The sequence below is a fragment of the Microbacterium trichothecenolyticum genome (assembly GCF_030818955.1).
Taxonomy (GTDB): Bacteria; Actinomycetota; Actinomycetes; order Actinomycetales; family Microbacteriaceae; genus Microbacterium; species Microbacterium trichothecenolyticum_B.
The window spans coordinates 2821244-2842642 of record NZ_JAUTBF010000001.1 but is presented as its reverse complement, the minus strand read 5'-3'; the positions used below and the strand labels follow the sequence as shown (position 1 = coordinate 2842642).

Sequence of the window (21399 nt, the reverse complement as noted above, 5' to 3'; positions counted from 1 at the left end):
ACTGGATGTCAATCGGCATCCTCGGTCCTTTCCACCAGCGCGTCGGAGGGAGCCGCCGATACCGGCTCGACGTCGTCGGGCGCGACGAGCGCGCTCTCGCCGCGCTCTGCGACGCGGAACATCGCCTCCACGCGCAGTCGCTCCTCGTCGGTGCGTCCGGTGATCGCCGAGACCACCAGGAAGACGACCGCGTTCACGACGAGCCCGACGATGCCGCTGGTGAGGCTGCCGAGCGCGGGGATGTCGTCCGGGTAGACGCCGGTCAGCACGGCGGCGATGACGAACCCGGAGACCATGCCCCAGATCGCGCCGTGCCGGTTGCCGCCCCGCCAGAAGATCCCGAAGAACAGCGGCACCGCCAGCTGGATGATGCCCTGGTACGAGATCTGCGCCAGCAACTGCAGGCGGTCGAAGTCGAACGTGGCGAAGGCGAGCACGCCGGCCAGCAGCATGTAGACCACCATGCTCACCTTGGAGATGAGGGTGAGCTGCTTGTCGGAGAGCGGGCGCTTGCGGATGGTGGCCACGATGTCGTTCGCCACCTGCAGGCCCGCGACCTGGACGCTGGCATCGGTGTGGCCCATCTGTGCGGCGAACACCACGACGACCGCCAGACCCAGGAGCCACGTTCCACCGAACTGCTCCATGAGGGTGAACCACGCCTCCTGCGGGGCCGCGGCCACCTCGGGGATGTTGACCGCGGCGATTCCGACGAGCATCAGCACCGTGTAAAAGGTCGCCGACACGAGGATCGTGGCGAGCGTGCCCTTCTTCACTGTCCGGACGCTGCTGGCGGTGTAGATGCGCTGGAAGCTGGTCGGCCAGCAGAGCGAGCCGATGACGCCGGTGAAGATGAGGGCCGCGATGTAGAACGGCCCGTAGGTGTCGCCGTCACCGGGCAGCGTGAGGAACTTCTCCCCCACCTGTCCGAGGTCGGACCAGCTGATCGGGCTGTTGAAGGCACCCGTGAGCATGATCGCGCAGACGATGCCCGAGACGATGTAGGCCACGAAGCCCTGGAACATGTCCGTCATGATGAGGCCGCGCATGCCCATCTGGACCGTCCAGATCTGACGGATCAGGATGACGACCAGTCCGACCATCAGCGACGCGATCACCGACCACGTGCCGGCGCTCGCGATCTCGAACAGGGTGCCGAGCGCCTGCATGCCCAGGACCACCCACGGGAAGAGCGAGACGACGCCGATGATGCTGGCGACGACGCGCACGGCGTTCGAGCCGAAGCGGACGCGCAGGAGGTCGGGCTGCGTGCGCAGGTCGTAGGCCTTGCCCCACCGCCAGGCACGCGTCGCCATGAGGTACATGAAGGCGACGCCGAGGGTGGAGTAGGCCAGGGCGTACAGCCCGAAGACGCCGGCACCGGCGGCCAGTCCGAAGAACGCGATGAACGTCGAGCCGGGCCACCACGAGTTGATGTACGACATGGCGACGAACCAGGTGCCGTAGCTGCGACCGCCGACCGAGTACTCGTCGAAGGTGGGTGCGGTCTTCTGCTTCGTGATGTAGAGGATGGCGATGACCACGCCGTAGAAGGCGAGGAGCATTCCGAGCATGATGGCCATCAGTCGTCCCCCTCGCCCCGGATGTGCTCGACGACGTACAACGCGGACAGCGCAAGACCGACGAGGGCAGCGTTGACGATCCAGTAGAAGATCGCCCACGGGATGCCGAAGAACACGGGGGCGGTGGAGCCGCTGGCGGCGAGGTAGAGCGGCGGGAAGAGCGCCATGAGCAGCGCGAATCCGTAGACGACGCCGAATGCCGTGTTGATCACGCGGCGGTCGAGATTTCTGACGAGATTGACCATGTTCGCGCCTCCTTTCTGGGAGTGAGAAATGGGAGGTTCGGGAGCGCGAACTCAGTTTGAAATCGGACCATTACTGGTCGCCTTTTCAGCCGTAACGACGCTGTTACATGTGCGAAGGGTCCCATCCGACCTGGTGCGCGGTCACCGACAGGACGGTCCGATCCGCCCGGAAAAGGTCGATCGAGCGCTCGAACGGTCGACCGTTCTGGTCCTCCGCGAATCGCACGACCTTCAGCAGCGGCGCCCCGACGTCGATTCCGAGAGAAGCCGCGGTCCGGGGACTGGCCGTCGTCACGTGGATGTGCTCGTGCGCGTGCGTCGGGCGCACGCCGTACTTCTCTTCCAACAGCTCGTACATCGACCCCGAGAGCCGGCTCTCGAGCAGGCCCGGGAACCGCGCGGCCGGCACGCGGAACGACTCGAGCGACAGCGTGTCGCCGTCGGCGAACCGCAACCGCAGCACCGCCGCGACGAGGTCGCCCGCAGTGATGTCGAAGTACGCACGCTCCACATCGGAGGGGTGCTCGAAGCTCGCGGAGATGACGCGGGTGCCCGACTCGAACCCTTGCGCGCGAAGCATCTGGGGAAGGCCGACCACGGTCTCGAGCGGACGCTCGACGAGCCGGGTCGCTCCGTCGGCCGCGTCGTCCTCCATGGTGGCATCCGGCGTCGACTCCACCATCCGCAGGAACGCTCCCCCGGACCGCCCGCGCACGCGCCGGATGCGGCCTTCGCCTTCGAGCCTCTCCAGCGCGCGACGGACGGAGGACCGCGAGGTGTTGAGACGCTCGGCGAGCTGTCGCTCCGGAGGGAGTTTCGCGAAGCCGCGCGCTTCGAGATCGTCCGCCAGCCGACAAATGGTCGCAAAGGTTCTCTCAGCGGTCACGTCGCATCACGCCATCCCTGCTCTCACCGAGGGGCGGAATGCGCCCGGATCCGCGTCATTCTCGGCCTCTCACGCCCCATAGATTCCCACTCGAACGGCGGCGGCCCCGGGAACGTAATGCCGGATTTACATTGGTCAGGTCGACCAGAAATGGTCGCAGCGGACGCTGGTGCCATGGCTTCCTCGTCCTCCTTCCCTCATCTCGGTCGGCCCATCTCGGAGTTGACCGCGGCGTTCGCCGCCGGCGACCTCACCCCGGTCGATGCGCTCGAGGCCACCTGGGAGCACCGGGCTGCGGTCGACCCCCTCATCAACGCGGTGCCGTACGTCGATGTGGACGGTGCGCGCGCCGCTGCCGAGCAGTCGGCGCGACGCTGGGCCGCGGGCGAGCCGCGCGGGGCGCTGGACGGCGTGCCGGTGACGGTGAAGGACAGCATCAACGCGATCGGCCTTCCGTGGCGTCATGGCACGAAGCCGAACGAGCACCTGCCCGTGGCCACCGTGGACGCACCGCCCGCGCAACGGCTGCGGGAAGCGGGAGCCGTCATCGTCGGAAAGACTTCCATGCCCGACTTCGGCATGCTCGCCTCGGGGGTGTCCTCCCTCTACGGGATCGTGCGCAACCCGTGGGACCTCGCCGCGAGTCCGGGCGGGTCCAGTTCCGGGGCGGGTGCTTCCCTCGCGGCGGGACTCACCTGGGCGGCGATCGGAACGGACATCGCCGGCTCGGTGCGTCTGCCGGCCGCGCACTGCGGCATCGTGGCGCTCAAGCCCACGCAGGGCCGGGTTCCGCACCTTGCACCCAGCACCGTGCGATCGGCGGGACCGATGGCGCGCTCCGTCGCCGACGTGGTGGAGGTCTTCCACGTCGTCGCCGGTTTCGACCCGCGTGACACCCTCGCACTCGCTCCGGATGCCGGGGGCCGGGCCGACGCCTTCACCGACGATCAGGTGTCCACTCTGCGCGTCGGCCTGCTCACCGAGATGGGATACGGCATCCCGGCCGACGACCCGACGCTGCGCACCGTGCACGCCGCCGCCCGCGCGCTCGAGGACGCCGGGGCAGAGATCGTACCGATGCGCTCTCCCCTGGCCCCCGACGCGTACGACGCGCTCGACGCGCTCTATCTCGTCCGTGCGCTGACGGAATGGGAGGGACACACGGACGAGGGCCGTGAGTCGGTGCTCGCCCCGCTCGTCCGTTGGGCCGTCGGCGCCCGCCGGCTGAGCGCGACCGACTACGAGCGGGCGCTCCTGCGCGTCGCCGCCGACCAGCAGCGCTTCGCCGCGGCGCAGAGCGACGTCGACGTCGTCCTCTCCCCCGTCCTCCCGACCGCCGCGTTCCCTGCGGAGGCCGTGGGCATGATCCCCGAGCGCCCCCTGGAGCACTGCAGCTTCACCGCGTGGTTCAACCAGACGGGGCAGCCGGCCCTCTCCCTCCCCTTCGGGGAGGACGGCGGGCACCCCGTGGCGGTGCAGTTGGCGGGGCCGCGATTCCGCGACTCCGTCGTGCTGGCCCTCGCGGGGTGGCTCGAACGTTCGCGCGGACGAGTGCCGGATTGGCCGCTCGAGCCGCGTCCGGTGCCGGGTCACGTGTGGGAGGTGCAGGGATGAGCGCGGCACCGGTGATGCCCCTGATGCTGCAGGATGCCGCCGCGGCCACCGTCACGATGGCGAGCCCCAGCTGGTGGGGCGCCGACTCGACCCGATGCCGCGGCCTCCTCCTGGGCCGGGCGAGCCTGGTGAAGACCTACGCCCCGCATGCGCGCATCTACCTGGATCTCGCCCGGACGATCGCGGCGGCCGAGGCGGCGGGCGACGCCGGCATCGCCCCGGCGGTCCTCGCGGTGTCGCCCACCGGCGATGCGATCGCCTTCGCCGATCTCACCGACAGCCACGCGACGGCGACGCTGGGCGACGTCGCGGACGACGACGACGCCGCGGCCCTCCTCGCCCTGCGTGCACGGGTGGGCGCGGTGGAACCGTCGTCCGCACGGGCGGCGAGCGTCTTCGACGACATCCGGGCGCTGCGCACGACGCTGCGTCGCTACGAGGTCGCCCTCCCGGCGGAGGCGGTCCTGCTGTTCCGGGTGCTCGACGAGGCCGAGTCGCGCATCGACGCGGTGGGAGTGGACGTGGAGTTCCGGCACGGCGACGGCAATGTGTCGAACGTGCTCCGGCATCGCACGGACGGATCGCTCCTGCTCGTCGACTGGGACTGGGCGGGTCACATGGACCCGTACCAAGACCTGGGCTCCGCGATCGTCGAGCTCGCCGACGACGAGGACCACGCTCGACGGCTGTTCGAGATCGCCCACGGGCGGCACGATCGCGCGCTGTTCGCACGCAGCATCCTGTACGGGTACGCCGACCTCGTCCGTCAAGCACTCGTCGGTGCGCTGGCGAACCGGCTCGACCCGGGGACGTTCGAGTATTCGAAGTACAGCGACTGGCAATTCCTGCGGGCCCGCAGCGCCCTCCAGACCACACGCACCGATGAGTTGCTGAGGAGAGTCTCCGCATGACGCACACGGACACGGCCACCGCCTCGGTGGGCACGGAACGCGGTGCCGCACGCACGACCGGCGAGCAGGCGGTCGAGCGCGCGCTCGACGCCGTCCCGCAGTGGCGGGGGCGTCGAGCCTGGTACACGCCCGTCTACGGCGGGCTGCAGAACGAGAACTGGCGCGTCGACGTCGACGGCGAGGACGCGAGCTTCTTCCTCAAGGTCCCCGGGGCGGGTTCCGAGACGTTCATCGACCGGGGCAACTCGCACGTGGCGGCCGAGCGGGCCGGAGCGCTGGGCATCAGCCCCCGGATCGTGCACTTCGACCCCTCCACGGGCGTCGAGATCATCGAGTTCCTCGACGGATACCGCGCGTGTACCAACGGCGACATGAAGCGCCCCGAGATCGCGAGCGAGATCATCGGCCTCTACCGTGCGTTCGGCAGCGCGGAGGCTCTGCCGTCGACGAAGACGATCATCGACATGATCGAGGAGCATCGCGCGCAGGCGGCCGACCTCGGCGTTCGGCTGCCGTCCTTCTGGCCCGCGCTCCTGCGCGAGTACCGCGCCGCGCGGTCGGCGTTGACGGCCGGCGGGCTCGACATCGTGCCATGCCACAACGACCCGATGCCCGGCAACTTCCTGATCGCCGAGGGGCGGCCCATGCGGCTGGTGGACTTCGAGTTCTCGTCGAACAACGAGCGCGCCTACGAGCTCGCCGTGATGGCGACGGAGTTCTTCTACGACGACCGCCGGTTCACCGAGTGCGTGGAGGAGTTCTACGGCGCTGCGGAGTGGTCGACCCTGGCCCGCGTGCAGGTCTGCAGCTTCCTCGCCGACGTGAAGTGGGGACTGTGGGGCTGCGTGAACGCGCAGCTGAACGACGGATGGGATTACGACTACCACAAGTACGGCGTGTGGAAGCTCCGGCGGGCGCAGACCAAGATGACCGACCCGCGCTGGGGCGGTTGGCTCGGCGCCCTCTAGACCACCCGCCGAGAACGCAGAAAGGCTCCGATGAACACCACCTCCTCCATCCTCGACGGAAACAGCTTCCGCGCCGATGCGATCGACCGCCTCGACCCGCTCGACCGGGCGCTCGTCGAGCGGCGCGCCCACGTGCTCGGCCCCAGCTACCGGCTCTTCTACCGCGAGCCGCTGCACCTCGTGCGTGCACAGGGCACGCGCGTCTACGACGCGCACGGGCGCGAGTATCTCGACGCGTACAACAACGTCGCGAGCGTGGGCCACGGCAACCCCGCCGTCGTCGCGGCCGTGCAGAAGCAGATGACGGCCTTGTCGACGCACTCCCGCTACCTGCAGGACGGCGTCGTCGACTACGCCGAACGGCTGCTCTCGACCCTGCCCGCCGCGCTGGACCGGGTGATGTTCACCAACTCCGGCTCCGAGGCGAACGACCTGGCTCTGCGCGTGGCCCGGTACACCACCGGCGGCACCGGCGTGGTCGTCACCTCCGAGGCCTACCACGGTACGACGTCGATCGTTTCGGACGTATCGCCGTCCGCAGCAGCCGGCCCACTGCGCGACGACGTCATTGCGATCGCGCCGCCGGATCCGTACCGTCACGACGACGACGGCACCGTCGCCGAGGCATTCGCCGCGCGCGTCGCGGCGGCCTTCGATCGGCTGGCCGAACGCGGTCACCGCGCCGCCGCGCTGCTGATCGACTCGATCTTCTCCTCCGACGGTGTGTTCCCCGCGACGGACACCCTCGAGCCGGCGTTCGCCGCGGCCCGCGCGGCAGGCGCCGTCGTCATCGCCGACGAGGTGCAGCCCGGGTTCGCCCGGGTCGGTGAGGCATTCTGGGGTTTCGCCCGGCACGGGGTGGTCCCCGACATCGTGACGATGGGAAAGCCCATGGGCAACGGCATCCCCGTCGCCGCGATGGTCGCCTCGTCGCAAACGCTCGATCCGTTCGGTGCTGCGGTGCCGTACTTCAACACGTTCGGCGGATCGAGCGTTCCGATCGCCGCGGCTCGCGCCGTCCTCGACGAGATCGTCGGCCGGCGTCTGGACGCCAATGCCGAGCGCATCGGAGAGATGCTCCGGGATGGGATCACCGACATGGCCGAGCGGTTCGACCGCATCGGCGATGTCCGCAGCGCCGGGGTGTACTTCGGCGTGGAGCTCGTCGAAGACCGTCAGAGGCGCGTGCCGGCATCGGGGTTCGCGCAGGACGTCATCAACTTCGCGCGGGACGAGGGTCTGCTCATCTCGGTGTGCGGGCCGACCAGCAGCACCCTGAAGATCCGGCCGATGCTCACCTACACCCTCGACGATGCGACCCTGCTCCTCGAACGCCTCGACCGGGCGCTGACCCGTTCGGCCCGGGCCTCGTGACCGCGGCCCTGGCCGCGGTGCTGTGGGACATGGACGGCACCATCGTCGACACCGAGGACTTCTTCACGGATGCCGCGAGAGACATCGTCCTGCAGTGCGGAGCGGCGTGGACGCACGACATCGAAGAGGCGCTCGTGGGCTGCACCATGGAGGCTCTGGCGTCGACCCTCATCGCCGCGGGGGTGGGCCTCGACCCGCGGCTCATCATCGATCGCGTCGTCGGCCGGGTGGGCGAGCAGCTCGACACCGCGATCCCCTGGAAGCCCGGCGCCCCCGAGCTCCTGCGGGAGCTGAGGGACGCCGGCGTCTCCACCGCGCTGGTCACGATGTCGCCCCGCGTGCTCGTGCAACAGGTCGTCGCCGCCATCCCGTTCGAGGCCTTCGACGTCATCGTCACGACCGACGACGTGCCGAACGGCAAGCCGGCGCCCGACGCGTACCTGCTCGCGGCATCCCTTCTCGACGTCGACATCGAGGAGTGCGTCGCCATCGAGGACTCGGGTCCGGGAGTCGCGTCGGCCGTGGCCGCCGGTGCCGCCGTGATCGCGGTGCCGCTCCCGGAGACCCGTCTCCCGGAAGCGGAATACGTGCGCTGGGACACCCTCGTCGGGCGCTCCGCGCACGATGTCGCCCTCGTCCACGCCCGCGCCCAGTCTCGCCCGTCCCCGGCAGAGTCGCGGAGAGGTCGACGTCGAGAACGGCATCCGTCCGTGGGTTTGGGGCGCGAAACGACGGTTCGGGTGCGGGATACCCCGCCCCGGAAGGAACAATCCGCCCCAAACCCGTAGCCCGCGCGCGAACGCCGGCGACACGCCAGCAGCCGCAACGGGCGTCGCCGCGTACTCAGTCGCGGTCGCGATCCCGGCGCTGGGGACGGTCGCTGCGCTTCGCCGAGCGGCCGCCCTGGTCGAGGCGCAGGTCGATGAGCTGGCCCGAGATGCGGGTGTCGGCGAGGCGGTCGATGGTGTCGCGGGACAGATCGGCGGGAAGCTCCACGAGCGAGAAGTCCTGGCGGATCTGGATCGCCCCGAAGTCGTTGCGGCGCAGGCCCCCCTCGTTCGCGAGCGCGCCCACGATCTGGCGCGGCTCGACGCGCTGACGACGGCCCACCGCGATGCGGTACGTCGCGAAACGCCCACCGCTGCTGCGACGGTCTCCGCGGTCCCCGCCCTCGCGCGGCTCGCGCGCGGGGCGGTCGCGGTCGAAGCGCTGCGGCGCGATCGTCTCCTCCTCGAGCAGCAGCGGCGTGTCGCCCTGGGCGACCACGGCGAGGGCTGCGGCGACGTCGGCCTCGGGCACGTCGTGGTGCGCCACGTAGTGCGCGACGACGTCGCGGAACGTCGCGATCGCGGCGGTGTCTTCCAGCGCGGTGGTGATGGCGTCGTCGAAGCGGGTCAGACGCGTGGCGTTGACGTCGTCGACGCTCGGCAGCGACATCTCGGTGAGCGGCTGGCGCGTGGCCTTCTCGATCGCGGTGAGCATGCGGCGCTCACGCGGCGTGACGAAGCTGATCGCATCGCCCGTGCGGCCGGCGCGGCCCGTGCGGCCGATGCGGTGCACGTACGACTCGGTGTCGATCGGCAGGTCGTAGTTGACGACATGGCTGATGCGCTCGACGTCGAGACCGCGCGCGGCGACGTCGGTGGCGACGAGGATGTCGAGCTTGCCCGACTTCAGCTGGTTGACGGTGCGCTCACGCTGCACCTGCGCGATGTCGCCGTTGATGGCGGCGGCGGTGTAGCCGCGGGCTCGCAGCTTCTCGGCAACCGTCTCGGTCTCGTTCTTGGTGCGCGTGAAGACGATCATGCCCTCGAAGTTCTCGACCTCGAGGATGCGGGTGAGCGCATCGATCTTCTGCTGGTACGACACCACGAGGTAGCGCTGCGTGATGTTCGCCGAGGTCGTGGTCTTGGTCTTGACCGTGATCTCTTCGGGGTCGTTGAGGTACTGCGCCGAGATGCGGCGGATCTGCGCCGGCATGGTCGCCGAGAACAGCGCGACCTGCTTGGTCGAGGGGGTGTCGGCGAGGATCGTCTCGACGTCTTCGGCGAAGCCCATCTTGAGCATCTCGTCGGCCTCGTCGAGCACGAGGAACTTCAGCTCGCTCAGGTCGAGCGTGCCCTTGTCGAGGTGGTCCATGATGCGACCGGGCGTGCCGACGATCACGTCGACGCCGCGGCGCAGGGCCGACAGCTGCTGACCGTAGCCCTGCCCGCCGTACACGGGCAGCACCGAGACGCCCTTGATGTGGGCGGCGTACTTCTCGAACGCCTCGCACACCTGCAGCGCGAGCTCGCGCGTGGGGGCGAGCACGAGGGCCTGGGGGTTCTTGTGGCCGGTCTCCATCTGCGACAGCACCGGCAGCGCGAACGCCGCCGTCTTGCCGGTTCCGGTCTGGGCGAGACCGACGACGTCGCGTCCCTGCAGAAGCACCGGGATGGTGGCGGCCTGAATGGCCGACGGGGTCTCGTAGCCGACGTCTTTGAGGGCCTTGAGCACGTTGGCATCCAGACCCAGGTCGGCGAACGTGAGCTTCTCGGGAGCGATCTCGGCCTCAGCGGAGTCGACGGGGGTTTCGGATGCCATGACTCCACGGTAGTCCGCCGCGGCCAGACACGCGGGCCCGGGGATAATCTGAACGCGCGCGCCGAGGACGACGCCGCGACATCCCGGGACAACCGGGCGTTCATCGAAGGGCCCTAGTGTGACCGACGTGCCTTCCCCCGGGCTCGCACTGCCCCCCGCCGCCGGCCGCCGCCCCGTGCTCGCCTGGGCCCTGTGGGACTGGGGGTCGGCGGCCTTCAACGCCGTCGTGACGACCTTCGTGTTCAGCACCTATCTGGCGAGCGAGCTGTTCGTCGATCCCGCGGTGATCGCGGCCGCGAACGGCAACGACGACGACCCGGCGCTCGTGCGCGCCCTCGCCGAGAATGCAAGCCTCGTCGGCGTCGCCCTGATGATCGCCGGGGTCGTCGTGGCGCTCGTCGCCCCGGTGCTGGGGCAGCGCTCCGACGGCACAGGGCGGCGCAAGCTGTGGCTCGGGGTCAACACGGGCCTGATCGTGCTGACGATGGCGGCCATGGTGTTCGTCGAGGGAACGCCTGGCTACCTCGTTCTCGGCGCGACCCTGCTCGCCGTCGGCAACGTCTTCTTCGAGTTCGCCAGCGTCAACTATTACGCGATGCTCAACCAGGTCTCCACCCGCGAGAACGTCGGCCGGGTCTCGGGGTTCGGCTGGGGCATGGGGTATGTCGGCGGCATCGTGCTGCTGATCCTGCTGCTGGTGCTGTTCATCCAGGACTTCGGCGATCCGGATGCCGGCGGACTCCTCGCCGCGCCGGAGGAGGGCGGGCTGAACATCCGCCTCGCCGTGCTGGCGTCGGCGGTGTGGTTCGCCGTGTTCGCGATCCCGGTGCTGCTGCGCGTTCCCGAGATCCCGCCGCAGCGCCGAGAAGTTCGGGTCGGCTTCTTCCGTTCGTACGCGGTGCTCTGGGGAACGCTGCGGGCGCTGTGGCGCGACAGCCGGCACGTGCTGCTGTTCCTGGTGTCCAGTGCGGTGTTCCGCGACGGGCTCGCCGGCGTGTTCACTTTCGGCGCGATCATCGCGCACCAGGTGTTCGGGTTCACCTCGACCGAGGTGCTGTACTTCGCGGTCGCGGCGAACGTCGTCGCGGGCATCAGCACGGTCTTCGCCGGGCGCCTCGACGACCGCTTCGGCCCGAAGCGGGTGATCCTGGTGTCACTCGGCGGGCTGATCGTGCTCGGCGGCGCGATCCTGTTCATCGGCACGTCGGTGCCCGCGTTCTGGGTCGCCGGCCTCGGCCTCGGCTTGTTCGTCGGCCCCGTGCAGTCAGCCAGCCGGTCGTTCCTCGCACGGGTGGCCCCGGAAGGCCGAGAGGGTGAGATCTTCGGCCTGTATGCGACGACCGGACGCGCGGTGTCGTTCCTCGCGCCGGGCCTGTTCGCCCTGTTCGTCGGAATCACCGGCGACACCCGCCTGGGCATCGTCGGCATCGTGCTGATCCTCGCCGCGGGTCTCGCGCTGATGATCCCGGTCACGTCCAAGCCCGCCACCATCCGCTGAGGCTTCGCCCCGCGCGGCCCGGCCGACGCGGGGCACGGGGCTCGGATGCCGTCGCGATCAGTCGCGCGGCCAGGCGTCGGCGAATTTCGCCAGCAGGCGCGCGAACTCGACCCGCTCGTCGTCGGTGAAGGACTCCAGCGCGGAGCGCACGGCATCCCGTCGACGACCGCGGAAGCCCGTGATCATGTCTTCGCCGGCCGCGGTCAGTCGCACACGGGTGCGGCGGGCGTCGTCGGGGTCGGGCTCGCGAGCGACCAGCCCCGTCTGCGTGGCCTGCTGCACCAGGCGGGAGGCACGCGGCTGATCGACGCCCACGGCATCGGCGATCTCGCTCACCGACAGCGATCCGGCCGCGGCGACCAGGGCGTCGAGCAGACGCAGGCGCGCCGGTCCGCCGAAACGCCCGGGGGCGGGGTCGGCCCACGGCGGCGCACCTCGTCCCCACGGTCCGCCGTGCCCGTGCGTGTGGTGGCGATGCTCGTCGTGGCCGAACGGCGGCCGAGGACGGCGGCCACGCAACCGTGACAGGGCGGCGGCGATCTCGTCGGCGGGGTCGGAGGCCATGCCGAGATTTTACATGTCTCTTGACAAGCATCCGGAATGCATGTCACAGTACATTTGTTGTTATATGACATGCAAAGGCGGATCGTCCGCCCCGAAAGGACACCCCATGACGACCTCCACACCACTCGATGCCCGCAGCCTCGCCCACCGCCTCACCACCGTCGGCCACGCACTGCACCACCGCCTCTTCACACAGCTGCGCGAGAGCGTGCATTCCCCCAAGACCGTGCTGATGCTGAGCGTCATCGACGGACGCATCGACGCCCCCTGGGCGCGCGAGCGTCTCTCGCGTGGCGGCAAGCGCCTCACCGAACTGGCCGAGCGCGGCATGATCGCCCGCACCGACGACATCTGGACCCTGACCGATCGGGGCCGCGCCATCCTCGACGCGGTGGATGCCGACCGCTCGGCACTCCTGTCCGAGATCCCCGCCGACGACCTCTCACGGCTGAGTGCAGCCCTCGACGCCCTCGCCGATACGCTGGGCATCGACGAATCGGCGCCCCTTCCGCGGCGCGGCTTCCGCCGCGCTCCGGGGCACGGCCACGGGCGGGACGCCCGAGCGCGCTTCGACGAACGCGGCGGTCGATGCCGCGGCGCCGAGACCGATCACCGCCGGGCACACCGTGCCGCGCAGCGCGCCTACGAACGCGGCTTCGACGCCGGGTTCAGCCGGGGCCGCGAGTCGTCGGCATCCGCATGACCACCGGCACCCACGAAGCGGCGAGGACTCCCCCGGGAGCCTCGCCGCTTCGTCGCACGGTCAACGCCCCGCGGAGCCCGCCTCGGTGGTACCGACGTCGGTGCGGTGGAAGTTCAACGCGGAGCGCGACGCGGTCGGACCGCGCTGCCCCTGGTAGCGGTTGCCGTAAGGGCCCGAGCCGTAGGGATTCTCGGCGGGCGAGGTCAGGCGGAAGTAGCAGACCTGCCCGATCTTCATGCCCGGCCAGAGCTTGATCGGCAAGGTGGCGACGTTCGAGAGCTCGAGGGTGACATGCCCCGAGAAGCCCGGGTCGATGAAGCCGGCGGTCGAGTGCGTCAGCAGCCCGAGACGCCCGAGCGACGACTTACCCTCGAGGCGCGCCGCGACGTCATCGGGGAGCGTCACGCGCTCGAAGGTGGAGCCGAGGGCGAATTCACCCGGGTGCAGGATGAACGGCTCGTCGGGCTCGACCTCGATGAGGCGGGTGAGCTCGGGCTGATCCTCGGCCGGGTCGATGAAGGGGTACTTGTGGTTGTCGAACAGCCGGAAGTACCGGTCCAGTCGCACATCGACGCTGGAAGGCTGCACCATGGCGGGGTCGAAGGGGTCGAGGCCCAGACGCTGGGCCTCGAGTTCGGCTCGGATGTCGTGATCGGAGAGCAGCACGGCCCCAGCCTAGAGGCGAAGGTACCGACGCGCGGACCCGTGTCGACGGGTGACGACGGCGCACGGTCGCGAGTTGGCACGGAGGACATCGGATGCCGGGGGTTCGACGCGGCGGAGGGAAAGCCCGGGCGAGCGGACGAGCGGACGCTGTTATGCTGGCCGGGTCGCCGCATGGCGCACGGGGCTGTAGTTCAATGGCAGAACTTCTGCTTCCCAAGCAGACAGCGCGGGTTCGATTCCCGTCAGCCCCTCCACAGGTCCGGTTCACCGCGTCAGCGGTGGAGCGGACCTGTCGCGTGGGTGCCGGAGAAGCCGACCCGGAGGGCCGGGGTGGGAGATCACGGCGAGGCGGCATCCGAGCGTCCGGGCGGCGCCCGCGAAACTGCGGTGCCGCCCGGACTGTCCGGGGCTCGCACGCCCGAGGCGGTGAACCGGCCGCCCACGGGAGTGGAGCACTCACGCTACGTCGATGCGCGGCGTCGCGAATGGGCTTGACGAGCTCCGCCGCGTCATGCGGAGCCGCGCGAAGCGGCGACCTTCCGTGGCGAGCACGTCGCAGGAGCGTCGCGCGCCCAGCGGAGATGGTCACGCTCACACTCTGCGTGACGACGGGTCACCGCAGGAACGCGCGGATCTGCGCGGCGTCGTCGGTTCCGGATGCCTCGACGATCCGGCCCCGCTCGAGCCGGTACATCGCGAACGAGGCGATGCTCACGCGGGTGCGCGTGGGCGCCAGGTGGGCGAACGGGCCGGTGTGGGTGCCGCCAGCGCGCAGGTGCACGGCGAGGCGATCGTCTTCGACGAGCACCTGGATGCGCTTCCACTGCCAGTCGGGGAAACCGTGCAGCAGGTCGGCGTAGTCGTCGATCCACGCATCGGCTCCGGCGGGAAGGTGCGCCCGCCGCACGGCCGGGTCGAGCATTCCGCGGAGATCGTCGAGATCGTGACGATTGAGGGTGTCGAGGAAGTCGGCGAACCACTCACGCGTCTCCCAAGCCTGCACTCCCCCATTATCGACGCGTCATCGAGGGCCGGATCGGACGGCGAGAGGACCCCGCGCCGCCGCCCGTGGACGCCGCGCCCTTTCGCGAGCGCGCGATGATGGCATCCTTCCCGCACTCGTGACCCGAGCACGAGCGGACGCGCGGGCTCAGTCCGCGTCGGACTGTGCCGGCGGCGCGGCCGCCGCCCCCTCGGGACGGGCACCCGCAGCACGAGCCCCCTCGACGCGGGAGAACGCGTCGAGAAGCTCGCCGATGTGGTGACCCCGGTCGAGGGGATGCCGGAGGGGCCGGTCGGGATTGAGACGGTAGGTGTTTCGCCGGCCGACGCGCTCCCGGGTGAGGTACCCCTCCTCTTCGAGCTCACCGACGATGCGCTGCGCTGCGCGTTCGGTCACCCCCACGAGCGTCGCGACGTCGCGCAACAAGATCTCGGGGTTGGCCGCCACGCACAGCAGGACGTGCGCGTGGTTGGTCAAGAACGTCCAGCCGGCCATGTCCTCAGGCTAGCGCGTCGGGCATGCTTCGGGCGCGACCTATTTACTGATTTACATTACGTGCTATCGTTTTCGCGTTTTGAAAGACACTTGATGCGAGGAGAACCTCATGGTCGAGAGCACGATGCTCGCGGTCGCCGTCGCGGCCCCGTGGGTCGCTGCGGTGATCGCCGTTCCCCGTGCGGCGACCGCGGCCACCGCCGCACGCGCTGCCGCGGCGATCACCGCCGCCGGAGCGCTGGCCGCGATCGGCGGCGCGACCCTGCGCGCCGCCGGCGGCGCGCCCGCCGAGGAGACGGCATGGGCGGGCGATGCATTGGCAGTCGTGATGCTGATCCTGGTGTCGGGCCTCAGCGCGGTGATCCAGGTGTACGCGCTGCGATACCTGCGCGGCGACGACCGGCAGCGGTGGTTCGTGATCTGGGCGAACGCGCTGACAGGCAGCTCGGCGGTGATGGTGAGCGCGGGCTCCGTGCTCGTGTTCACCGCCGGGTGGATCGCCGCCGGCATCTGCCTCGTGTCCCTGCTCGGCACGTACGGCACGCTCCCCCAGGCACGTCAGGGGATGCGGCGTACAGCGCTCAACCTGCTCATCGCCGACACTCCGCTGGTGCTCGCGGCACTCGTGTTGACGGTCGCCGCCGGCGGCGACGTGAGCTTCGCGCGGCTGACGAGCGTGCTGCCGTCCGAGAGCGCCGGGATCGTGGCGCTGCTCCTGGTCGTGTCGGCCCTGGGGCGGTCGGCGCAAGTGCCGTTTCACCGCTGGCTGCCCGCCACCCTGTCGGCACCCACCCCCGTTTCCGCCCTGCTGCACGCGGGGGTGGTGAACGCCGGCGCGATCCTGCTCATCCGGTTCTCGCCGCTGATCGCACCGATGGCGGCCGCCATGCTGCTGATCTTCGCCGCGGGAGCGGTGACACTCGTCTACGCGACGGCGGTGCGCCTGGTGAAACCCGACGTCAAGGGACGGCTGGTGTTCTCGACGGCGGGACAGATGGGCTTCATGATGATGGCCGTCGGCATGGGTGCCTTCGCCGGCGCCGTGTTCCACCTCATCGCACATGCCCTGTACAAGTCGGCGATGTTCCTCTCGGCCGGTAGCGGAGTCGCGGTGCGGGCGGAGCACCGCTCCTGGCCCACACCGCCCCCGGCCCGCCCGGCAAGAACGGTCACGGCCATCGCCCTCGCCGTCGCACTGGCCGTCGCGGTGCTCGCGGGCGGTCAAGCGCTCCTGGCGGCCCGGATCGCCCCCGCGAACCTGGCCCTGCTCTGCTTCGTCGCCTGCACCGCGATCGTCGCCGTCACCGCGGGCCTGCGCCGCAGCATGACGCCGGGCACCGTGATCGGCGCGGCAGCGGGGCTCATCGGAGGCGGGCTGCTCTACCTGTGCTTCCTCGAGTCCTTCCACCACCTGATCGCCCCGGCGTCCGGCGCCCGACCGGCGTCTCCCTGGCTGCTGCTCCTGCCGGGCCTGCTGCTGCTTGCGCTCGAGCTCGTCACGCGCTCGGGCCGCATCGGCGGTGCCCTGCACCGCGCTCTGTACGCCCGCGCCGTGGCCGCATCGTCCGTCCGCCCCGCACCCCGCACCGCCCTCACCCCCTCACACCGGATCGGAGTCGCGCCGTGAACCTGCACGTCCAGACCCATGTCGCCCAGGCGGCCCGAGAGGTCATCGCCGCATGGCCGCTGGAGTCGTTCATCGCCGTCAACCCGCTCGCGGCCCACGAGAGCACGCGCTTCGCCGACATCAGCGAGCCGGGCATCGCCCTCACGATGACACCGGCCCACTACCGGGCGGCATTCGCCGAGGGGCGCATCACCCGCGCCGATCTGACCGCCGCCGTGCTCGAGCGCATCGGAGAGGCGTCAGGGTTCGGTCCCGTCGACGTGGGCGGCGGGCCCCGCTCGGCGGTCGAGATCCTCGTCGACGACATGCTCGCCGCCGAGCACCCGGAGCAGGCCCCCGCCGCTGTGCCGGCTCCCGACCCGCTCGAGCGCACCGTGGCGACGTGGGTGGCCGCCTTCGTCGACCCCGACCCCCAGTGGCCGATGCCGAACCGGGAGCGCGGGCTCTACGCCGCGTGGCGCGGCCTCGCGCGCCACGACCCGCACCTGCCCCGGGCCGCCCGCCGGCGTCTCGCGCTCCTGCCCGACCGGCCCCTACCCGCCCTGGCCGCCTGCCTGAACGCTCTGAACGTGGCTGACGCCGACGCCGTCAGCGTGCTGCAGCGCGAGTTGCGGGCGCTTCCCGGTTGGACGAGCTATCTGAAGTGGCGTGGGGAACACACGGGCGATGTCGATCTGACCGAGTACCTCGCCCTCCGGCTCACCCTCCGCGTCATCCTGGATCTCGCACCGGGCGCCCCGAGCCCGCTCCCCGAGGCGAACGAGCAGGCCGCCGACCCGCGGAACGACCCGGGCGCCGGCCTGTGGGAGCGGGCCGAGCTGCTCGCGAACCGCTACGCAGCCGACGGTGCGCAGCGCACCGACGTGGCGGCGCTCGCACGCGTGCTCGCGCTGCACCCGCTCGCCGACCACGTCTTCACGTGGCAGAACGCTTTCGAGGGCCAGTACCGCACCCGGCTGCTCGGCGGGATCTCGCACGCCTCGGCCCTCTCCTCTGGCGCCGACGTGCAGGTGGTGATGTGCATCGACCCGCGTTCCGAGGGCGTGCGCCGGCATCTCGAGGCCGACCCCGGCATCGAGACGCTCGGGTTCGCCGGGTTCTTCGGGGTGCCGATCCGATTCCGGGCGTACGAGGGGCGCGGGTCCGTGGACTCCCTCCCCGCGCTGCTACGCCCACGGCACGCCGTGACCGAGACACCCGCCGTGCCGGCTCGGGCCCGCGCACGCATCCGAGGACTGCGCATGCTCGATGCCGCGGCGCACGCGCTGCACACCACCGAGAACGCCGCCGCCACACCATTCGCCCTGGCCGAGACCACCGGCTGGCTCTATGGAGCCTCGTCGCTCTCGCGCACGCTCGCTCCCACGCTGCACCGCACCGTGACCGAGCGGTGGCGCCGCCTGGTCGCGCCGCCGTCGCCCACCGAGGTGACGATCGCCGACGCCTTCACTCTCGACGAACGGGCGGCCCCTCGCCGAGGCGGGTCTGCGGATGATGGGCCTCGACCGATTCGCTCCGCTGGTCGTGCTGAGCGGACACGGCTCGACCAGCACCAACAACCTCTACCAGTCGGCCCTCGACTGCGGAGCCTGCGGCGGCAACCCGGGCGCCGTGAACGCCCGCGCGGCGGCGGCGATCTTCAACGACCCTGCCGTGCGCGAACGGCTCGCTGGGCGCGGCCTGCCGATCCCCGCCGACACGGTCTTCGTCGCGGCGCTGCACGACACCGTCGCCGACACGCTCACGGTGCTCGACGTGCACCTCGTGCCCGCGTCGCACGGTCCCGCGGTGCAAGCGTTCACCGCGCGCACGCGCGAGGCGGCGGACCGACTGGTGCGCGAACGCGCCGCGGATCTACCCGGTGCACGCTCCTCGCAGTCGCTTCGCCGGCTGCGCTCGCGTGCCCACGACTGGGCCGAGGTCTACCCCGAGCTGGGGCTCGCGGGAAACGCCGCGATGATCGTGGGCCCGCGCGAGATGACGCGGGGCGTGGATCTGCGGCGACGCGTGTTCCTGCACTCGTACCGGGCGGAGATCGATCCGACGGGCGACGCGCTGCAGTCGATCCTGACCGCGCCGCTCGTCGTCGCGCAGTGGATCAACCACCAGTACTACTTCTCGGCGCTGAACCCCGACACCCTCGGCGCCGGCACGAAGACGATCCACAACGCCATCGGCGGGATCGGCGTGCTCTCCGGTCACAGCGGCGACCTGCGCCGCGGACTGCCCTGGCAGTCCGTCGGCGTCGGCGACGCGCTGCTGCACGAGCCGCTGCGGCTGAGCGTCGTCGTTCAGGCTCCGCTCGAGCGCATCGGCCGGATCGTGTCCGACAACCAGGTGCTGCGCGACCTGTTCGACAACGACTGGATCACCCTGACCGCGCGCGACGACGCGCATTCCCCGTGGTTGCGACACACCCCCCGCGGCTGGTCGCGGGTCACCACCCCCACCCTCGAGACGGAGAAGCCCTCATGCACGGAATGACCCCCATGACCAAGGTCGAGATCATCGTTCCCGCCCGCAACGCCCCCGCGATGCGCGAACTGATCACCGCCGCCGGAGCGACGGGATACACCTCGGTGTCCGGGGTGTCGGGCATCGGCCACGGCGGTCAGCACTGCGGCACGCTGCTGTTCAACGACTTCGACACGCTCACGATGCTCATCACCGTGCTGCCCGAGGGCCGCGCGGGCGAGTTGATCTCCGCCGTGCGTGAACTGCTGAACTCCTGCAGCGGGGTGATGTTCGTCACAGACACCTTCGTCAGCCGGCCGGACTACTTCCAGTGACGACGGACCCGCCCCGGTCTCGCGAGGCCGTCGTCGCGTTCGGCGACGTCCTCGCCACCGTGCGGGTGTCGGTGCTGCCCGACTTCCCGCGCACCGCCCGGCCCCACGCGCCACGCCCGGCCCCACGTGCCACGCCCGGCCCCGCGCGCCACGCCCGGCCCCGCGCCGGGCCCGCGCGCCGGCCCACCGCAACAGGGCATCGCGCCGAAACAGGCCGCGCGAACCACCCCACGACCTGTTCCCGCGCGATCCCCTGTTCTCAGCGCGACAGCCGGGCATCGCGCCGAAGCCGTCAGTCGTTCGCGTCGGACGTCGGCGGGAAGGGGCTCGGCACCACCGGCACGGTCCCGGTGTAGCCCTCACGTTCGGCGGCGAGCGCGGCGATTCGCGTCCGGCACGCGTACCACCCGATCACGATGGCGACGACCGCGACCACCGTCACCGCGAGCGTGGCGGGCGAGTCGACGAAGACGAGCACGAGCACACCGGCGAGGAACGCCAGCGTGACGTATCCCGTGTAGGGCGCCCCGAACAGGCGGAAGGAGGGCCGCTGGAGCACCCCGCGATCGGCCAGCTGCTTCAGGCGCATCTGGCAGATGATGATCGTCGCCCAGGTCACGAGGATGCCGATCGAGGCGACGCTCAGCACGGTTTCGAACGCGTCCTCGGGCACGAAGAAGGTTCAGCACCACTCCGAACAGCGCGACCACGGCGGTGATGGCGATGCCGCCGTAGGGGACGCCCGCCTTGTTCATGCGGGCCGCGAACTGCGGGGCGGAGCCCGCGATCGCCATCGAGCGCAGGATACGACCGGTCGAGTACAGCCCCGCGTTCAGCGACGACAGCGCCGCGGTCAGGACGACCATGTTCATGATCACGTCGACGCCGGGCACCCCGATCGAGGCGAAGAACGTCACGAACGGGCTCTCGTTCTTCGAGTAGGCCGTGTACGGCAGGAGCAGCGACAGCAGCAGGACCGATCCGACGTAGAACACGGCCACGCGCAGCACGACGGAGTTGATGGCGCGCGGCATGACCTTCTCGGGGTTCTTCGTCTCGCCGGCCGCGGTGCCGATCAACTCGATCGAGGCGTACGCGAACACCACGCCCTGCATGAGCAGGATCGCCGGGAGGATGCCATTCGGCAGGAACCCGCCGTTGTCGGCGATGAGCGAGAACCCGACGGGGGCACCGGTGGGGGTGCCGAACACGACGAAGTAGATGCCCACGAGCAGGAACGCCACCAGCGCGGTCACCTTGATGAGGGCGAACCAGAATTCCAGCTCGCCGAACACCTTCACCGACACGAGGTTCACGGCCAGCACGGTGACGAGCGCGAGGAGGGCCCACGTCCACTGCGGCACCGCCCCGATCCACGGCACGTACTTGCCGAAGAAGTTCATGTACACCGCAGCGGCGGTGATGTCGACGATCGTCGTCATCGCCCAGTTGATCCAGTAGAACCAGCCGGAGACGAACGCGGCCTTCTCGCCGAAGAACTCGCGGGCGTACGACACGAAGGACCCCGACGTCGGTCGGTGCAGCACGAGTTCGCCGAGAGCTCGGAGGATGATGAACGCGAACACGCCGCACACCGCGTACGAGATGACGATCGCGGGGCCGGCCTCGGCGAGGCGTCCGCCTGCCCCGAGGAAGAGGCCGGTGCCGATCGCCCCGCCGATGGCGATCATCTGCACCTGACGCGAGGTCAGTCCCTTGTGGTACCCGCTGTCCTCGAGCTGCACGGTCGAGGTGTGCAGGGTTTCTGCGGCGTCATGCGAGCCCGGAGTGTCGTTCACGGTCCCATTCAGTCGATTCCCGCAGCTGCTGTCCAGCAAACGCGCCGTATTGCCCGGCATCCCGCGCCCGATGACGGGTGCGGGATGC

General features: G+C 70.3%; 17 protein-coding genes, 1 tRNA gene and 3 pseudogenes. 12 read left to right on the top strand and 9 right to left on the bottom strand.

Going from position 1 to position 21399, the window contains the following annotated elements:
• Window positions 1-8 precede the first annotated feature (8 nt).
• The 3 genes from QE412_RS13470 to QE412_RS13460 all read right to left on the bottom strand — a co-directional run bounded on the left by QE412_RS13470 (window position 9) and on the right by QE412_RS13460 (window position 2714).
• Window positions 9-1583: a sodium:solute symporter family protein gene (locus QE412_RS13470; RefSeq protein WP_307484687.1), complete on the bottom strand. Its 1575-nt coding sequence runs from the start codon at window positions 1581-1583 to the stop codon at window positions 9-11.
• Window positions 1583-1828: a hypothetical protein gene (locus QE412_RS13465; protein WP_307484685.1), complete on the bottom strand. Its 246-nt coding sequence runs from the start codon at window positions 1826-1828 to the stop codon at window positions 1583-1585. The genes QE412_RS13470 and QE412_RS13465 overlap by 1 nt, the downstream gene beginning before the upstream one ends.
• Before the next feature lie 103 nt (window positions 1829-1931).
• Window positions 1932-2714 (bottom strand): GntR family transcriptional regulator, encoded by a 783-nt coding sequence (locus QE412_RS13460; RefSeq protein WP_307484682.1) that lies wholly within the window; start codon window positions 2712-2714, stop codon window positions 1932-1934.
• Between the two features lie 174 nt (window positions 2715-2888).
• Here QE412_RS13460 and QE412_RS13455 point away from each other — a divergent pair, with 174 nt between their 5' ends.
• The 5 genes from QE412_RS13455 to QE412_RS13435 are packed head-to-tail and all read left to right on the top strand — an operon-like array spanning window position 2889 to window position 8369.
• Window positions 2889-4328 (top strand): amidase family protein, encoded by a 1440-nt coding sequence (locus tag QE412_RS13455; RefSeq protein ID WP_307484679.1) that lies wholly within the window; start codon window positions 2889-2891, stop codon window positions 4326-4328.
• A complete protein-coding gene (locus QE412_RS13450; protein ID WP_307484676.1) occupies window positions 4325-5239 on the top strand; it encodes a phosphotransferase family protein in 915 nt (304 codons plus the stop codon). The genes QE412_RS13455 and QE412_RS13450 overlap by 4 nt, the downstream gene beginning before the upstream one ends.
• On the top strand, window positions 5236-6207 hold the full coding sequence (locus QE412_RS13445; protein ID WP_307484673.1) for a choline/ethanolamine kinase family protein: 972 nt from the start codon (window positions 5236-5238) through the stop codon (window positions 6205-6207). The genes QE412_RS13450 and QE412_RS13445 overlap by 4 nt, the downstream gene beginning before the upstream one ends.
• Before the next feature lie 30 nt (window positions 6208-6237).
• Window positions 6238-7581, top strand: coding sequence for an aspartate aminotransferase family protein (locus tag QE412_RS13440; RefSeq protein ID WP_307484669.1), 1344 nt, complete (start codon window positions 6238-6240; stop codon window positions 7579-7581).
• Window positions 7578-8369, top strand: coding sequence for an HAD family hydrolase (locus QE412_RS13435; protein ID WP_307484666.1), 792 nt, complete (start codon window positions 7578-7580; stop codon window positions 8367-8369). Before QE412_RS13440 ends, QE412_RS13435 begins: the two co-directional genes overlap by 4 nt.
• A 55-nt stretch (window positions 8370-8424) precedes the next feature.
• On the opposite strand, the gene QE412_RS13430 is transcribed toward QE412_RS13435, so the two are convergent.
• Window positions 8425-10167 carry a DEAD/DEAH box helicase gene (locus QE412_RS13430; RefSeq protein ID WP_307484663.1) on the bottom strand — a complete coding sequence of 581 codons (1743 nt, stop codon included), beginning with the start codon at window positions 10165-10167 and terminating at the stop codon, window positions 8425-8427.
• A 118-nt stretch (window positions 10168-10285) separates the two neighbouring features.
• Between QE412_RS13430 and QE412_RS13425 the strand changes: the two genes are divergently transcribed.
• Window positions 10286-11665 carry an MFS transporter gene (locus tag QE412_RS13425; protein WP_307484661.1) on the top strand — a complete coding sequence of 460 codons (1380 nt, stop codon included), beginning with the start codon at window positions 10286-10288 and terminating at the stop codon, window positions 11663-11665.
• A 57-nt stretch (window positions 11666-11722) separates the two neighbouring features.
• On the opposite strand, the gene QE412_RS13420 is transcribed toward QE412_RS13425, so the two are convergent.
• Complete coding sequence (locus QE412_RS13420; protein WP_307484659.1) at window positions 11723-12229, bottom strand: MarR family winged helix-turn-helix transcriptional regulator; 507 nt, start codon at window positions 12227-12229, stop codon at window positions 11723-11725.
• 106 nt (window positions 12230-12335) lie between these two features.
• On the opposite strand from QE412_RS13420, the gene QE412_RS13415 reads away from it, so the two are divergent.
• On the top strand, window positions 12336-12932 hold the full coding sequence (locus QE412_RS13415; RefSeq protein WP_307484657.1) for a hypothetical protein: 597 nt from the start codon (window positions 12336-12338) through the stop codon (window positions 12930-12932).
• A 60-nt stretch (window positions 12933-12992) separates the two neighbouring features.
• Here the strand turns inward: QE412_RS13415 and dcd are convergent, their stop codons facing one another.
• Window positions 12993-13598 carry a dCTP deaminase gene (dcd, locus tag QE412_RS13410; RefSeq protein WP_307484654.1) on the bottom strand — a complete coding sequence of 202 codons (606 nt, stop codon included), beginning with the start codon at window positions 13596-13598 and terminating at the stop codon, window positions 12993-12995.
• Between the two features lie 180 nt (window positions 13599-13778).
• Between dcd and QE412_RS13405 the strand changes: the two genes are divergently transcribed.
• Window positions 13779-13852 (top strand) — tRNA-Gly (locus QE412_RS13405).
• Window positions 13853-14211: 359 nt separating this feature from the next.
• Here QE412_RS13405 and QE412_RS13400 read toward each other — a convergent pair.
• The gene (locus QE412_RS13400) at window positions 14212-14601 is read right to left on the bottom strand and encodes an ester cyclase (protein ID WP_307484650.1); all 390 of its coding nucleotides are present in this window, start codon (window positions 14599-14601) and stop codon (window positions 14212-14214) included.
• A gap of 147 nt (window positions 14602-14748) precedes the next feature.
• Entirely contained in the window at window positions 14749-15096 is a 348-nt protein-coding gene (locus QE412_RS13395; protein WP_307484647.1) for a helix-turn-helix transcriptional regulator, read from the bottom strand.
• Between the two features lie 109 nt (window positions 15097-15205).
• Between QE412_RS13395 and QE412_RS13390 the strand changes: the two genes are divergently transcribed.
• The 4 genes and pseudogenes from QE412_RS13390 to QE412_RS13375 all read left to right on the top strand — a co-directional run bounded on the left by QE412_RS13390 (window position 15206) and on the right by QE412_RS13375 (window position 19512).
• Window positions 15206-16723 carry a proton-conducting transporter transmembrane domain-containing protein gene (locus QE412_RS13390; protein WP_307484644.1) on the top strand — a complete coding sequence of 506 codons (1518 nt, stop codon included), beginning with the start codon at window positions 15206-15208 and terminating at the stop codon, window positions 16721-16723.
• A pseudogene (locus QE412_RS17765) lies at window positions 16720-18129 on the top strand (putative inorganic carbon transporter subunit DabA); the annotation flags it as partial. The gene QE412_RS13390 and the pseudogene QE412_RS17765, both read left to right, overlap by 4 nt.
• A 76-nt stretch (window positions 18130-18205) precedes the next feature.
• A pseudogene (locus QE412_RS13380) lies at window positions 18206-19207 on the top strand (putative inorganic carbon transporter subunit DabA); the annotation flags it as partial.
• Window positions 19195-19512, top strand: a complete 318-nt coding sequence (locus QE412_RS13375) for a P-II family nitrogen regulator (protein WP_307484639.1) — start codon at window positions 19195-19197, stop codon at window positions 19510-19512. The pseudogene QE412_RS13380 and the gene QE412_RS13375, both read left to right, overlap by 13 nt.
• A 292-nt stretch (window positions 19513-19804) precedes the next feature.
• Here QE412_RS13375 and QE412_RS13370 read toward each other — a convergent pair.
• A pseudogene (locus QE412_RS13370) lies at window positions 19805-21371 on the bottom strand (amino acid permease).
• Window positions 21372-21399: the final 28 nt, after the last annotated feature.

Bases quoted from the DNA above. Each gene is read 5' to 3' on its own strand.
- QE412_RS13465 (WP_307484685.1), bottom strand. From the start codon at position 1,828: ATGGTCAATCTCGTCAGAAATCTCGACCGCCGCGTGATCAACACGGCA.
- QE412_RS13470 (WP_307484687.1), bottom strand. From the start codon at position 1,583: ATGGCCATCATGCTCGGAATGCTCCTCGCCTTCTACGGCGTGGTCATC.
- QE412_RS13415 (WP_307484657.1), top strand. From the start codon at position 12,336: ATGACGACCTCCACACCACTCGATGCCCGCAGCCTCGCCCACCGCCTC.
- QE412_RS13445 (WP_307484673.1), top strand. From the start codon at position 5,236: ATGACGCACACGGACACGGCCACCGCCTCGGTGGGCACGGAACGCGGT.
- QE412_RS13450 (WP_307484676.1), top strand. From the start codon at position 4,325: ATGAGCGCGGCACCGGTGATGCCCCTGATGCTGCAGGATGCCGCCGCG.
- QE412_RS13440 (WP_307484669.1), top strand. From the start codon at position 6,238: ATGAACACCACCTCCTCCATCCTCGACGGAAACAGCTTCCGCGCCGAT.
- QE412_RS13455 (WP_307484679.1), top strand. From the start codon at position 2,889: ATGGCTTCCTCGTCCTCCTTCCCTCATCTCGGTCGGCCCATCTCGGAG.
- QE412_RS13390 (WP_307484644.1), top strand. From the start codon at position 15,206: ATGGTCGAGAGCACGATGCTCGCGGTCGCCGTCGCGGCCCCGTGGGTC.
- QE412_RS13430 (WP_307484663.1), bottom strand. From the start codon at position 10,167: ATGGCATCCGAAACCCCCGTCGACTCCGCTGAGGCCGAGATCGCTCCC.
- QE412_RS13375 (WP_307484639.1), top strand. From the start codon at position 19,195: ATGCACGGAATGACCCCCATGACCAAGGTCGAGATCATCGTTCCCGCC.
- QE412_RS13395 (WP_307484647.1), bottom strand. From the start codon at position 15,096: ATGGCCGGCTGGACGTTCTTGACCAACCACGCGCACGTCCTGCTGTGC.
- QE412_RS13420 (WP_307484659.1), bottom strand. From the start codon at position 12,229: ATGGCCTCCGACCCCGCCGACGAGATCGCCGCCGCCCTGTCACGGTTG.